General features: G+C 72.1%; 12 protein-coding genes. 7 read left to right on the forward strand and 5 right to left on the reverse strand.

Going from position 1 to position 13,267, the window contains the following annotated elements; genetic code table 11:
• Window positions 1-28 precede the first annotated feature (28 nt).
• Window positions 29-1,192 carry an aminofutalosine synthase MqnE gene (gene mqnE / locus ACFWV2_RS22415; RefSeq protein WP_360793697.1) on the forward strand — a complete coding sequence of 388 codons (1,164 nt, stop codon included), beginning with the start codon at window positions 29-31 and terminating at the stop codon, window positions 1,190-1,192.
• Window positions 1,193-1,244: 52 nt separating this feature from the next.
• On the opposite strand, the gene ACFWV2_RS22420 is transcribed toward mqnE, so the two are convergent.
• Both ACFWV2_RS22420 and ACFWV2_RS22425 read right to left on the reverse strand, forming a co-directional pair.
• Window positions 1,245-2,111, reverse strand: a complete 867-nt coding sequence (locus ACFWV2_RS22420; RefSeq protein ID WP_384406954.1) for a GyrI-like domain-containing protein — start codon at window positions 2,109-2,111, stop codon at window positions 1,245-1,247.
• Window positions 2,112-2,196: 85 nt separating this feature from the next.
• Window positions 2,197-2,730, reverse strand: a complete 534-nt coding sequence (locus ACFWV2_RS22425) for a GNAT family N-acetyltransferase (RefSeq protein WP_384406955.1) — start codon at window positions 2,728-2,730, stop codon at window positions 2,197-2,199.
• Window positions 2,731-2,874: 144 nt separating this feature from the next.
• Between ACFWV2_RS22425 and ACFWV2_RS22430 the strand changes: the two genes are divergently transcribed.
• The 4 genes from ACFWV2_RS22430 (at window position 2,875) to ACFWV2_RS22445 (ending at window position 7,639) form a co-directional block, all read left to right on the forward strand.
• Window positions 2,875-3,141, forward strand: a complete 267-nt coding sequence (locus ACFWV2_RS22430) for a DUF4229 domain-containing protein (protein WP_360793703.1) — start codon at window positions 2,875-2,877, stop codon at window positions 3,139-3,141.
• 358 nt (window positions 3,142-3,499) lie between these two features.
• Window positions 3,500-4,849, forward strand: coding sequence for a dicarboxylate/amino acid:cation symporter (locus ACFWV2_RS22435; protein WP_384406957.1), 1,350 nt, complete (start codon window positions 3,500-3,502; stop codon window positions 4,847-4,849).
• A gap of 108 nt (window positions 4,850-4,957) precedes the next feature.
• Complete coding sequence (locus ACFWV2_RS22440) at window positions 4,958-5,605, forward strand: TetR/AcrR family transcriptional regulator (RefSeq protein WP_384406959.1); 648 nt, start codon at window positions 4,958-4,960, stop codon at window positions 5,603-5,605.
• A 150-nt stretch (window positions 5,606-5,755) separates the two neighbouring features.
• Window positions 5,756-7,639: an AMP-dependent synthetase/ligase gene (locus ACFWV2_RS22445; protein WP_384406961.1), complete on the forward strand. Its 1,884-nt coding sequence runs from the start codon at window positions 5,756-5,758 to the stop codon at window positions 7,637-7,639.
• 28 nt (window positions 7,640-7,667) lie between these two features.
• On the opposite strand, the gene ACFWV2_RS22450 is transcribed toward ACFWV2_RS22445, so the two are convergent.
• From ACFWV2_RS22450 to ACFWV2_RS22460, 3 genes are all read right to left on the reverse strand, one after another.
• The gene (locus ACFWV2_RS22450) at window positions 7,668-7,916 is read right to left on the reverse strand and encodes an SCO4226 family nickel-binding protein (RefSeq protein ID WP_384406963.1); all 249 of its coding nucleotides are present in this window, start codon (window positions 7,914-7,916) and stop codon (window positions 7,668-7,670) included.
• Window positions 7,917-7,948: 32 nt separating this feature from the next.
• Entirely contained in the window at window positions 7,949-8,611 is a 663-nt protein-coding gene (locus ACFWV2_RS22455) for a pyridoxal 5'-phosphate synthase (protein ID WP_384406965.1), read from the reverse strand.
• A gap of 200 nt (window positions 8,612-8,811) precedes the next feature.
• Entirely contained in the window at window positions 8,812-9,459 is a 648-nt protein-coding gene (locus tag ACFWV2_RS22460; protein ID WP_384406967.1) for a TetR family transcriptional regulator, read from the reverse strand.
• 342 nt (window positions 9,460-9,801) lie between these two features.
• On the opposite strand from ACFWV2_RS22460, the gene ACFWV2_RS22465 reads away from it, so the two are divergent.
• Complete coding sequence (locus ACFWV2_RS22465) at window positions 9,802-10,593, forward strand: VOC family protein (protein WP_384406969.1); 792 nt, start codon at window positions 9,802-9,804, stop codon at window positions 10,591-10,593.
• Between the two features lie 253 nt (window positions 10,594-10,846).
• Complete coding sequence (locus ACFWV2_RS22470) at window positions 10,847-13,264, forward strand: PQQ-binding-like beta-propeller repeat protein (RefSeq protein ID WP_384406971.1); 2,418 nt, start codon at window positions 10,847-10,849, stop codon at window positions 13,262-13,264.
• Window positions 13,265-13,267: the final 3 nt, after the last annotated feature.

The following is a 13,267-nucleotide window of genomic DNA, read 5'->3' on the forward strand; positions in this document are numbered from 1 at the left end:
TTTCGAAGATAAAGGGAGGCGGCCGTACATGGACGCGGGACTCAAGCGCGACCTTGAGCAGAAGGTCCGGGACGGTGAACGGCTGAGCCGTGAGGACGGCATCGCCCTGTACGAGTCCGACGATCTCGCCTGGCTCGGCGGTCTGGCCCACGAGGTCCGGACCCGCAAGAACGGCGACGTGGTGCACTTCAATGTCAACCGGCATCTGAACATGACCAACGTCTGCACCGCCTCCTGCGCCTACTGCTCCTTCCAGCGCAAGCCGGGCGAGAAGGACGCGTACACCATGCGCATCGAGGAGGCCGTGCGCCTCGCGAAGGCGATGGAGAACGAGAACCTCACCGAGCTGCACATCGTCAACGGCCTCCACCCCAACCTGCCGTGGCGGTACTACCCGCGCTCGCTCTCCGAGCTGAAGAAGGCCCTGCCGAACGTCTCCCTCAAGGCCTTCACCGCCACCGAGATCCACCACTTCGAGACGATCTCCGGGATGTCCGCGTCCGACATCCTCGACGAGCTGATCGAAGCCGGTCTCGAGTCGCTGACCGGCGGCGGCGCCGAGATCTTCGACTGGGAGGTCCGCCAGCACATCGTGGACCACCGCACCCACTGGGAGGACTGGTCCCGGATCCACCGCCTCGCCCACGAGAAGGGGCTCAAGACCCCGTCGACCATGCTGTACGGGCACATCGAGGAGCCCCGGCACCGCGTCGACCACGTGCTCAGGCTGCGTGAGCTCCAGGACGAGACCGGCGGCTTCCAGGTCTTCATCCCGCTGCGCTACCAGCACGACTTCGTGGACATGCAGGACGGCAAGGTCCGCAACAGGCTCCAGGCGCGCACGACGATGGCGACCGGCGCCGAGGCGCTGAAGACCTTCGCGGTCTCCCGGCTGCTCTTCGACAACGTGCCGCACGTCAAGGTCTTCTGGGTCATGCACGGCGTCCAGACGGCGCAGCTCGCGCTCCAGCACGGCGCCGACGACATGGACGGCTCGGTCGTCGAGTACAAGATCACGCACGACGCCGACAACTACGGCACGCCGAACAAGCTGGGCCGCGAGGACCTGCTCGAACTCATCCGGGACGCGGGCTTCCGACCGGTCGAGCGGAACACCCGGTACGAGATCATCCGCGAGTACCCGGGCCCGGACACGGAGCTGCGGGAGTCGCCGCAGGCGATGCGGGTCTGACGCGCGTACGGACGGAGGGCCCGGTGGGGGAGATCCCCGCCGGGCCCTCTTCTCATGTCCCGGTGGGCTCCACCGGGATCCAGAGTTCCGCGTGTGCCGTCGTCCAGTCCGCCGAGGGCCGTACGGCGAGCAGTTCGGGTCCCGGCCGGCTCGCGTACGGGTTGGACGGGAACCACTGGGTGAAGACGTCCCGCCACAGGTACTGGAGCGCCTTCGGGTACGCGCCCTCGTTCTCGAAGACCGCCCAGGTGCCGGACGGCACGTCGAGCGCGTCGAACTCCTCCGGGACCTCGGCGCTGCTGACGGCCCCGTGCCAGTAGTCGAGCTCGGCGCCCTCCTCCCGGCTCTCCGTGAGGTGCGTGACCGCCGAGACGACCCCCTCGGGCCGGCCGTCCGAGAGGCGGGCGAGCCGCGCGAGGGCCTCCTGGCCGATGGACCTGATGTGCGCGGCGATCGCCGGGTTCTCCCCCTCGTGGACCAGGGGGACCCGGGTCCCGCGCCCGATGATCCTGAAGGCTTCCTTCTCCACGATCCTGTACCGCATGGTGCTGTTCCCTTCGACGACGAGGCGGAAGGACATCCGCGGCTGGGAGCGCAGCGCCGCTCCGGTACGGCGGGCCTCCCCGGGGCCGACCCCGTGCACCGAGCGGAACGCGCGGGCGAAGGCCTCCCCGGAGCCGTAGCCGTACCGGACCGCGATCTCCAGGAGCGTCCGCTCCCCGGCGAGCACCTCGGCGCCCGCGACGGTGAGCCGCCTGCGGCGGACGTACTCCGACAGGGGCATCCCGGCGAGCGCCGAGAACAGACGCCTCAGGTGGTACTCGGAGGTCGTGGCGATCCTGGCGAGCTCGGCCGGGTCGAGGTCGCCGTCGAGACGCTCCTCGATGTGGTCGAGTGCCTGGTTGAGCCGCTCCAGCACGTGGTCCGTCCTTCCTCTTCCGTGCCTTCACCGTAGGAAGGGGTGCGGGGTGCGGACCCGACATCCTGTGCCCGGTCCGGTCGGGTCAGTTCAGGGGCAGCAGCATGACGATGTCGTCGCGGTCGTCGCCGGGGGCGACCCGGATCGCGTCGGGGACGCGGCCGACCTCCTTGTAGCCGGCCTTGGCGTAGAAGGCGTCGACGCCCGTGCCGCCCCGGCAGGTCAGCCGGATGGCCTCGATCGCCTCGAAGCCCTCGGCGGTACGGGCGGTGTGCTCGACCGCCGCCATGAGGTCGCGGCCGTATCCCCTGCCCTGGTGGCGGGGGTGGACCATCACCGTGTAGAGCCACACCCAGTGGGTCATCAGCTGGTGGGTGTTGAAGGTGAAGAAGGCGGTGGCGGCGACCTCGCCGTGCTCGTCGCGGCCGACGAGCAGGCGGGTGCCGCCCTCGGTCATCCCGATGAGGTGTTTGAGCAGCACGGGGCGGATGTCGTCGGGAGTGACGGGAGGGACGAAGCCGACCGAGCCGCCGGCGTTGGAGACGTCGGCCCAGAGGGAGAGCACGCCGTCGCGCAGGGCGCGGTCGACCGCCGGGTCCATCTCGAACGTAAGGGTCATATATGAATCGTATCTATTACCGAATGGGCGCTCAAGAGGCCCGGGCCGGGGTGTGCCGGTGTCCCGTGCTTCACTGGAGGGGCCCGGGCCCTGTAGGGATCCCGGGCGCTTCCCGGAAACATCGGAACGGAAGAGTGGGCTGACATGCTCCGCTACACGCTGATGCGTCTCGGCATCTTCGCCGGATGCTTCCTCGCCCTGTGGGGTCTCGTCTACGTCGGTGCGCTGCCGCGCGGTCTCGGCGACTCGAACCTGCTCTGGGTCCTCATGCTGTCCCTCGTCATCTCCGCCCCGCTGAGCTTCGTCCTCCTGCGCAAGGTGCGGGACGAGGCGAGCGCCGAGGTGGCGGCGAAGGTCGACCGCGCCAAGGACCGCCTCGCGGCGAACCGGTCCCAGGAGGACGCGCTGTAACCCGCGAGGGCCGCGTAAGCAACATCACAGACCGTCCGCCCCGGGCGGGAGCTTCCCAGGCTCCTGGCCCGGGCGTTCTGCGTTTCGGAGGCACCGGGCCGCCCGCACACCCCAAAGAAGGGCTTTGAGGTTCTCAAAGTTCAAGTGTTAACGTGTTCGGCATGACGACAGCAGTGCGCCTCTCCGACGCCGCGAGCACCCCGCTCGTGGCGCGCCTGCATGTCGACCTCTGCCGCTGTATGTCCGCGGTCTGTTGCCGCGCGCTCTGACCCGGCATCATGCAGCGGCCCGCGTGAAAACGCGTGTGTGCCGCACCCCCGTCCCCGTATTGCCCGATACGCACCTGTGGAGTGTGTCTGTGTCCGCGTCCGCGACCACGCCCGACGAGAAGAAGTCCCCGGCTTCCTCGCGCATACCGAAGGTCCCCTTCTGGGCCCAGATCATCGCCGGTCTCGTCCTCGGCGCCCTGCTCGGCTGGATCGCCCGCAGCCAGGACGTCTCCTGGCTGAAGGAGACCCTCGGCCAGATCGGTGACATCTTCGTCCAGCTGCTAAAGCTGGCCGTCGCCCCGCTCGTCTTCTTCGCGATCCTGGTCTCGATCACCAACCTGCGGAAGGTGAACAACGCCGCCAGGCTCGCCACCCGCACCCTGCTCTGGTTCATGATCACCTCGCTGATCGCGGTCGCCATCGGCCTCGCCATCGGCCTGATCACCAACCCGGGCGCCGGCACCGGCCTCACCCCGCAGGACGGCAAGCTGCCGAAGCGCGAGGGCTCCTGGATCGACTTCCTCACCGGCATCATCCCGACGGACGTCATCACGCCCTTCACCGAGCTGAACGTCCTCCAGATCGTCTTCATGGCCGCCGTCGCCGGCATCGCCGCCCTCAAGCTCGGCGACCGGGCCAAGCCGATCCTCACCTTCTCCGAGTCGGTCCTGGAACTCCTCCAGAAGGCCCTGTGGTGGGTCATCCGTCTCGCCCCGCTCGGCACCGTCGGCCTCATCGGCTTCGCCATCGCCGACTACGGCTGGGACCTGATCGGCAAGTACGCGACCTTCACCGCCGACGTCTACATCGGCTGCGCCCTGGTCATGTTCGGCGTCTACCCGCTGCTGCTCGCCACGGTCGCCAAGGTCAACCCGATCCAGTTCTACAAGGGCGCCTGGCCGGCCATCCAGCTGGCCTTCGTCTCCCGCTCCTCCGTCGGCACCATGCCGGTCACCCAGAAGGTCACCGAGCGCCTCGGCGTCCCGAAGGAGTACGCCTCCTTCGCCGTCCCGTTCGGCGCCACCACCAAGATGGACGGCTGCGCCGCGATCTACCCGGCGCTCGCCGCGATCTTCATCGCGCAGATCTTCGACGTGCAGCTCGGCATCGGTGACTACCTGCTCATCGCCTTCGTCTCCGTCATCGGCTCGGCGGCCACCGCCGGCCTCACCGGCGCGACGGTCATGCTGACCCTGACCCTCTCCACCCTCGGCCTCCCGCTGGAGGGCGTCGGCCTGCTGATGGCGATCGACCCGATCCTGGACATGATGAGGACGGCTACGAATGTTGCAGGCCAGGCGCTGGTCCCCGTGATCGTCTCCGCCCGCGAGAAGATCCTGGACCTCACCGCCTACGAGAACGCCTCGTCGTCCCCGATCGACGACCTGGCCGACAGCCGCGAGGCCGAGCAGAAGGTCTCGGTGCCGGTCCCGGCCTGACACGCCCCGCGCGTCCGACGGCCCACGTGCCCCCTGCCCCGTCCGGGCAGGGGGCACGTACGCTTTGGCGGGGCATCCAGTGGATCTTGGAAGCAGGGGTGGGGCGCCATGGCCGGCGGTGCGAAGGCGCGGCGGTTGCCGAGGGCCGTGCGGGAGCGGCAGATGCTGGACGCGGCGGTGCGGTGCTTCGCGCGGCACGGGTACCAGACGGCGTCCATGGACGACATCGCCGAACTCGCCGGAGTCTCCAAACCGCTGGTGTACCTCTATCTGCACTCCAAGGAGGAGCTCTTCACCGCCGTGATCCGGCGGGAGGCGCAGGCGCTGCTGACCGTGGTCGCCGAGGCGGTCGTCGACCGGAGCGCGCCGCCCGACGAGCGGCTGTGGGCGGGGCTCCTCGCCTTCTTCACGTACGCCGCCGAGCACCCCGACTCCTGGGCGGTGCTCAGCAGGCAGGCGCGGACGCAGGGGGAGCCGTTCGCCGGGGAGGCGGCCCGGATGCGGGACGGGATCACGGCGTTCGTGGCCGGTCTGATCGGCGAGGCGGCACGGGAGGCGCGGGGCGCCGCCGCCATCGCGGACCGGGACGTGGCCGCGCTCGCGCAGGCGCTCGTCGGTTCGGCCGAGTCACTGGCCGGCTGGGCGAACGAGACGCCGGGGGTGACGGCCCGGGAGGCGGCCGCGACGCTGATGAACTTCGCGTGGTCCGGGCTCGGGAACCTGATGAGGAGCGAGCGGTGGTCTCCCAGGCGGTGAGCCGGACTCCGTGGGCGGGCCTCCGCATACCGGCGCCGCTCTCCCCCCAGGGCCTTACCGCGCAGTAAGGTTACCGGCTAGTCACTCACGTGAAGCAGACAACGCACCTACGTACGACCTCAGTTCATCGCGCAGACCGAGGAGCCGCACGTGTCCGTCGTCCACGCCCCGTCCGAGAGCGAACCCGTCGAACCGCGCAAGACCCTGGTCGACGGGGGGGTGCGGGAGGTCTCCGTTCCCGCCCTCGCCCCGCCGGTCCGCCGGGGGTCCCTCGCCGACCTGCCGTATGACAACGCCCGCCAGGAACCGGGAGCCGTCCTCTTCTCCCGCAAGGGACCGCAGGGGGAGTGGCGCGACGTCACCGCCTCCGCCTTCGCCGCCGAGGTCCACTCCGTCGCCAAGGGGCTCGTCGCCCAGGGCCTGCGCCCCGGCGACCGGCTCGCCCTCATGGCCCGCACCACCTACGAGTGGACCCTCCTCGACTTCGCCGCGTGGGCCGCCGGACTCGTCACCGTCCCCGTCTACCCGACCTCCTCCGCGTTCCAGACCCGGTGGATCCTCCAGGACTCCGGCGCCGCCGCCTGCGTCGTCGAGGACCCCGAACAGGCCCGGCTCGTCTCCGCCGAACGACGGCAGCTGCCCGGCCTCGCCCACCTGTGGGTCCTCGGCACCGGCGCCGTCGACCAGCTCCGCCGCGCCGGGGCCAGGGTCGCCGACGAGGCCGTCACCGCCCGCCGGGGACTGCTCACCCCCGAGACCCTCGCCACCCTGGTCTACACCTCGGGCACCACCGGCCGCCCCAAGGGCTGCGCCCTCACCCACGCCAACTTCTTCGCCGAGGTCGACAACGCCGTCCGGCTCCTCCACCCCGTCTTCGTCGCCGACAGCGAGGAACCCGCCGCCACCCTGCTCTTCCTGCCGCTCTCCCACGTCTTCGGACGGATGGTCGCCGTCGGCTGCGTCCGGGCCCGGGTCCGCGTCGGCCACGCCCCCACGGTCGAGGGACCGGAACTCCTCGACGACCTCGCGGGCTTCCGCCCCACGTTCCTCCTCGCCATCCCCTACGTCCTGGAGAAGGTCTACAACAGCGCCCGCGCCACCGCCGAACGCGGCGGGAGGGCCGCCGCGTTCGACCGGGCCGCCACCGTCGCCCGCCGCTACGGCAGGACAGCGGCCCCCTCGCTCTCCCTGCGTGCGGCACGGGCGCTGTACGACCCGCTCGTCTACCGGCGCATCCGGGCCGCGCTCGGCGGCAGGCTCGCGTACGTGATCTGCGGCGGCTCCCCGCTCGGCGCGCCGCTCGCCGAGTTCTACGCGGGCGCGGGCGTCGAGGTCTTCGAGGGGTACGGCCTGACGGAGACCACGGCGGCCTCCACGGTCACCCCGCCCCTGCGGCCCCGCACCGGGACCGTCGGCTGGCCCCTGCCCGGCACGGCCGTGCGGATCGCCGACGACGGCGAGGTCTGGCTCAAGGGCGGCCACGTCTTCGCCGGGTACTGGGACGCCCGGCGCGGAGCGGCCGTGCCGTACACCGACGACGGCTGGTTCCCCACCGGCGACCTCGGCTCACTGGACGCCGACGGCTATCTGCGGATCACCGGCCGCAAGAAGGACCTGCTCATCACCTCGGCCGGCAAGAACGTCGCTCCCGCCCCCCTGGAGGACCGGCTGCGGGCCCATCCGCTGATCGCCCAGTGCGTGGTCCTCGGCGACGACCGCCCGTACATCACCGCCCTCGTCACCCTCGACCACGAAGGGCTGACCCACTGGCGGCGGATGCGGCGCAAGGACCATCTGGCCCTGTGGGAGCTGACCCGGGACGAGGAGCTGCTCGCCGTGGTCCAGCGCGCGGTGGACGACGCCAACCGGCTGGTCTCGCGGGCGGAGTCGATCCGCGCCTTCCGCGTCCTGACCGCCGAGTTCACCGAGAGTTCCGGACATCTGACACCGTCGCTCAAGCTCCGGCGGCGCGCGGTGCTGCGGGACTTCGCCCGCGAGATCGAGGAGATGTACGGGGCGGGGGATGCCCCGTGAGGGCTCCGCCCCGTACCCGGCCCGCTCCTCAGACCATGAGGGACACCTCGTGGATCTCGTCGGCGGAGTGGCCCGTGCGGGCGTGGACCCGCTGGACCGCCTCGGCCGACGGGCCGTGCGACAGGCAGTAGACCGTTCCCGACTCCGGGTCGGCCCACGCCCTCTCGAAGTGCACTCCCTCGTCCTTCTCGACGGCGAGATCGGCCTGGTGCGCCTCGTTCAACTGCTCGGCCGTGATGCCCGTCATGCCCCGGTGCACGTCCATGTACGTTGCCATGGTTCACCCACCTCCACTTCCATGGTGCGCCCTCACGGCCAGAGCAGCTCGCGCAGCCAGCCGGCCGCGGACACCGGGTCGCGGCGGTAGCGGAGGCGGAGGTGGCGGCGCCTGCCGTCGCCCTGGAAGAACTCCACCTCGGCCGGTTCCACGACGTACAGGGTCCAGGTGGGGGCCGGGGCGTCGGGTTCCGTCTCGGCCCGGTGCCAGGCCGCCTCGCTCGCCTCCGCGAGGGTCGCGGGGGAGTCCAGGACCTCGCTCTGCCGGCCGACGAGCGCCGAGGCGAGGGCGCCGGTGGTGCGGGCGTGGAGGTCCTCGTGCGCCTCCTCGGCGGTGCCGGTGGTGACGTGGCCCCTGATCCGGACCTGGCGGCCCTGGACCGGCCAGTAGAAGCCGAGGGCGGCCGCGGGGCGGGCGGCGAGCTGGCGGCCCTTGGCGCTGGTGGCGTGCGAGGCGAAGTGCCAGCCGCGCGCGTCGGCGCCGTGCAGCATCACCGTACGGACGTCCGGCAGCCCGTCCTCGTCGACGGTGGCCAGGGAGAGGGTGTGCGGTTCGGTCTGGCCGGCCGCGACCGCCGACGTGAACCAGTCGTGGAAGAGCGGCAGCGGCGAGGGCGGGGCGCCCGCGGGATCGAAGGAGGGCAGTTCGGTGTCCCAGACCTTCAGGGAGCGCAGGGCGTGGTGGAAGTCGGTCATGCGGCCACGGTAGGGGGCGGGGAGGGGTGGGAGCCGGTCGTGCGGTGGGTGACGGACGGTCGGAGCGTCGGCTCCGGCCCGGCACCACCGTTCCGGCCGAGCAGAACCAGGTCCCCCTGTGCACGGCGACGCCGACGGCGGTCCGTGGGGGCGGGCAGCCGTCGGCGTCGGCGACAGGACGGGGGAAGGAGGGAGTGGGGCTACCTGGTCGGCCTCTTTCCGGTGATGCCCAGATGCACCAACAGGGCCAGGTTCGGCCTGAGTTCGGCCTGCTTCACGCCCCAGGTCGTGAACCCCTTCTGGTGCCCGGCGACCGAGGCCAGCATCGCCACGAGCGATCCCGCCATGGCGGCGGGGCTGACCTCCTTGTCGACCTTGCCCTTGGCCTGGAGCTCCTTCACCGCGTCCGTCAGGGAGTTGGTGACCGAGTTCAGGATCTTCATGCGGATCTTGTAGAACCGCTTGTCGCCCTCCGCGGCGCCGAGGTCCACCACCCGGAGGATCGCGTCGTGCTTCCGCCAGAAGTCCAGGAAGCCTTCGACCAGTTCCTCGGAGGTCTGCCAGCCGGCCTTCCCGACCCAGGAGCGGCCGGAGACCAGCTCGGTCAACCCGGTGCCCTCCTTGGCCATTTCCTCCGCGATCTCGAGGACCGCTCCCTCGACGTCCGGGAAGTACTGATAGAACGTCGCGGGTGAAGTACCCGCCTTCCGGGCCACATCGATGACCTTGACGTCCCGGTAGGGCGAGGAGCTGAGCATCTCACCGAGGCAGTCGAGCAGCTTCTGCCGCGTCGCCTGACCGCGTCGTCCGGCCACGCGGCCGTCGACGGTGCGTACTTGTCCTGTCATGCCGTCAGCTTACCGAGGGGGGGTCGGGGCGCGATTCGGCCGACTGCAAATGGGGTGCGACCCTGTCCCACGGGTGTTCTACGAGGTCGGCGCGCGTGTCCCGGCGCGGGCCGGCTCGGGGTGGAGGGGCGGATTCAAGCCAGAGTGGTGGCGTCGGCGGGGTGGCCGCGGGAGCCTTCGTCCCCGCCCCGCACCCACCCCGTACCCGAATAGGCTTATGAACAGGCTGTGGACAACTTCGGTGGACAACCCGGGCGCGCCAAGGGTTCCAGTGGGATGAATCGCCTGTTTGTTCGCATGTCGGGGCATGCGAGGCCGATCCCGCCGCCCTAGCGTGGAACCATGGCGGCACGCACTGAGGGCACCCCCTGCTGGGTGGACGCACAGCTTCCCGACGTGGAGGCCGGCAAGCGCTTCTACGGCGAGCTCTTCGGCTGGACCTTCGACCCCGACCGCGACGAGGCCCTCCTCGGCGGACGACGCGTCGCCGGGCTCCTCCCCAAGCGCGACGGCCGCATGCCCACCACCTGGACGCTCTACCTCGCCACCCGGGACGCCGGCACGCTCTCCACCCGGATCAAGGCGGCCGGCGGACAGATGGTCATGGAGCCGTACCCCGTCGGCCCCTTCGGCGTCCTCGCCCTCGCCGCCGACCCCGGCGGCGCCGTCTTCGGGCTCCGGCAGGCGGGTGACGACGACGGCTTCGAGGTCACGAACGAGCCGGGCTCCTTCTGCTGGATGGAGGTGTACACCCGCCGTCCCGACGCGGTCGACACCTTCTACGCCACCGTCTTCGGCTACCTCGGCCGCCAGACCGACGCCGAGGAGGAGGGCAGGGACGCCGGCTTCGACTACCGCGTCTGGTCGCCACCCGGCTCCCGGCCCGGCGACGACAGCGCCTTCGGCGGCCGCGCCGTCATCACCGACGACTTCCCCGCCGAGCTGCCCGGCCACGTCCTCGTCTACTTCGTCGTCCACGACTGCGACGAGGCCTGCGCCACCACCGTCCGCCTCGGCGGCCGCGTCACCACCCCGCCCTTCGACACCCCGCACGGCCGCATCGCCGTCCTCCACGACAACCAGGGCGCCCGCTTCGCCGTCCTCGCGGAACCGAAGCCGTCCGGTACGAGCTGAGGGGCCGGCAACCCGAGCCGACGCGCCGAGCCGGGTCGCCCGCCCCTTCGGGGCCGGCGCGCCGAGCCGCCGCGTCCGTCACCGAACCGGTCGGTACGGGCGGCTCCCGGGGGCCGGTACCGGCCCCCGCCGGGCCGCACCCCATGACCTGCGACACCCCGATCCGCCCCCGGGTTCGCAACCGGGCCCTCGGACAGGAAGAATCAGGGCCACGGGGCCGTACTCATGGCCCGTACGGGGAGGTGGCAGGCAAGTGGAGCAGCTGACGCAGCACGACCCGAGACGTATCGGGCCCTTCGAGGTGCTGGGCCGGCTCGGCGCGGGCGGGATGGGCCTGGTCTATCTCGCGCGATCGGCCTCGGGCCGGCGCGTGGCGATCAAGACCGTGCGCACGGAGCTCGCGGAGGACCAGCTGTTCCGGGTCCGCTTCACCCGGGAGGTGGAGGCCGCGCGGGCGGTCTCCGGCTTCTACACGGCCGCCGTCGTGGACGCCGACCCCCGGGCCGCCGTGCCCTGGCTGGCGACCGCCTACGTCCCCGCGCCCTCGCTCGAAGAGATAGTGAACGAGTGCGGACCGCTCCCGGCCCAGGCCGTGCGCTGGCTGGCCGCCGGCGTCGCCGAGGCCCTGCAGTCCATCCACGGCGCGGGCCTGGTCCACCGTGACCTCAAGCCCTCCAACGTCCTCGTCGTCGAGGACGGCCCCCGGGTGATCGACTTCGGCATCGCGTCGGGCGTCTCCAACACGCGCCTGACCATGACCAACGTCGCCGTCGGCACCCCGGCCTACATGTCGCCCGAGCAGGCCCGTGACTCGCGCAGCGTGACCGGCGCCAGCGACGTGTTCTCGCTGGGCTCCATGCTGGTCTTCGCCGCCACCGGCCACGCGCCCTTCCACGGCGCCAACCCGGTCGAGACCGTCTTCATGCTGCTCCGCGAGGGCCCCGACCTGGAGGGCCTGCCCGAGGAACTGCGGCCCCTCATCGAGTCCTGCATGCAGATGGACGTCAGCCGCCGGCCCACCCCGGCCGACCTCCAGGCGCAGCTCGCCCCGCACCTCTTCGGCCCCGGCAGCGACGACAGCGGTACGGCGTCGGCCTGGCTGCCGGAGAGCGCCACCGCCATGATCGAGACCCGCCGCGGCGGTCGTCCCGCCCCGGCCCCGACCGCGCCGCCGATGCCGCCGCGCCCGCCGCGCGGGCCCGACGGCGGCGGCGACCCGCGTTTCCGCGAGCCCGCGCCCGTCGGCGGGGGCCGGCACGCGGGGCCCGCCGAGGGCGCGGGCGGTCCCGTACGCCTCCCGGGCGCGACCGTGCCGATCGGCCCCGGCCCCCGGGTCGCCGACACCCGCGCCGCGCTCGCCGTCGGCCGGGGTGCCGACGCCGGGCCGGCGACCGGCTGGATCCGTCCGCCCGGGGGCGGCCCGCACGGCGCGGACCCGGGTCCGTACGCCGGGGAGCCCGGCCCGCCGCCCGGCGCCCGCCCGGTGAACGTCCCCGCGCAGGGCTCCGAGCAAGCCCCGCCGGCCGAGCCCGGACCCTGGCGGCCGTGGCGCTTCCGGATGTCGAACGACGTGTGGGGCACCCCCGTCGTGGCCGGTGACCTGCTGTACGTGACCTCGTTCGAGGTGCACGCCCTGGACACCGGCAGCGGCCGGCGCCAGTTCAAGACCCGGGACGTGGCCTGGTCCATGGCCGTCGCCTCGGGCCGTATCCACGCGTCCGACGGGCCCACGCTGTACGCCCTCGACGCGGCCGACGGCAGTGAGCGCTGGCGGCTGCGGACGGACGCCTGGGTGTACTCGCTCCAGGTCGACCGGGGCACGGTCGTCACCGGCACGCGCGGCGGCGGGGTGCAGGGCTGGGAGGCCTCCAACGGCGCCAAGCTGTGGGAGATCACCGGCGCCCAGACCGACTTCGAGACCCCGGAGGCGGGGCCCTCCGTGCACGGCGACACCGTGTACGTGTGGCGGGACGCCCGGCTCCAGGCCCTCGACGCCCGTACCGGGGTGGAGCGCTGGTCGTACCCGATCGGCGACGCCGCCTCCTGTGCGAACGTGCCGGTCAGGGTCGCCCCGGCCGAGGACGGCTGTGTGTACGTGTCGGCCGGGACCCGGGTCCTGTCCGTCGACATCGCCGCCGGGCACGTCCGCTGGCACTTCGAGGCACCGGCCGTCTTCCTGTCGCCGCCGGCGTTCGCGCCGGGGCCGGCGGTGACGGGCGGCGGGGTGTACCTCTCCGACCACCTCGGCACGGTGTACGCGATCGACGCGACCACCGGGCAGGACCGCTGGCGGATCGCGACCGAGCCGCGCCAGTCGGCGGAGCCGGTGCTCGTCGCCGACGGCAACGTGCACGTCGGCAGCGGCAGCGCCCTGTACACGCTCGACGCGGTCACGGGCACGCCCCGGTGGCGGTTCGCGGCGGGCGGCGATCTGGTCGGCTCCCCGGTCGTCGCCGACGGCCGGGTGCACTTCGGCTCGGCCGACCACGTCCTCTACACCCTGGACGCGACGGGCGGTCAGCTGCGCTGGAAGCTCGCGACGGGCGGCGAGATCACCGGCTCGCCGGTGGTGAAGGGCGGGGTCGTGTACGCGTGCAGCAAGGACCGCTGCGTGTACGCCCTCGACGCGGTCAAGGGCACGGCCACCGGCCGGGGATCCGCCGCACCGTGAGGT

The organism is Streptomyces sp. NPDC058671 (genome assembly GCF_042716475.1).
Lineage (GTDB): Bacteria > Actinomycetota > Actinomycetes > Streptomycetales > Streptomycetaceae > Streptomyces.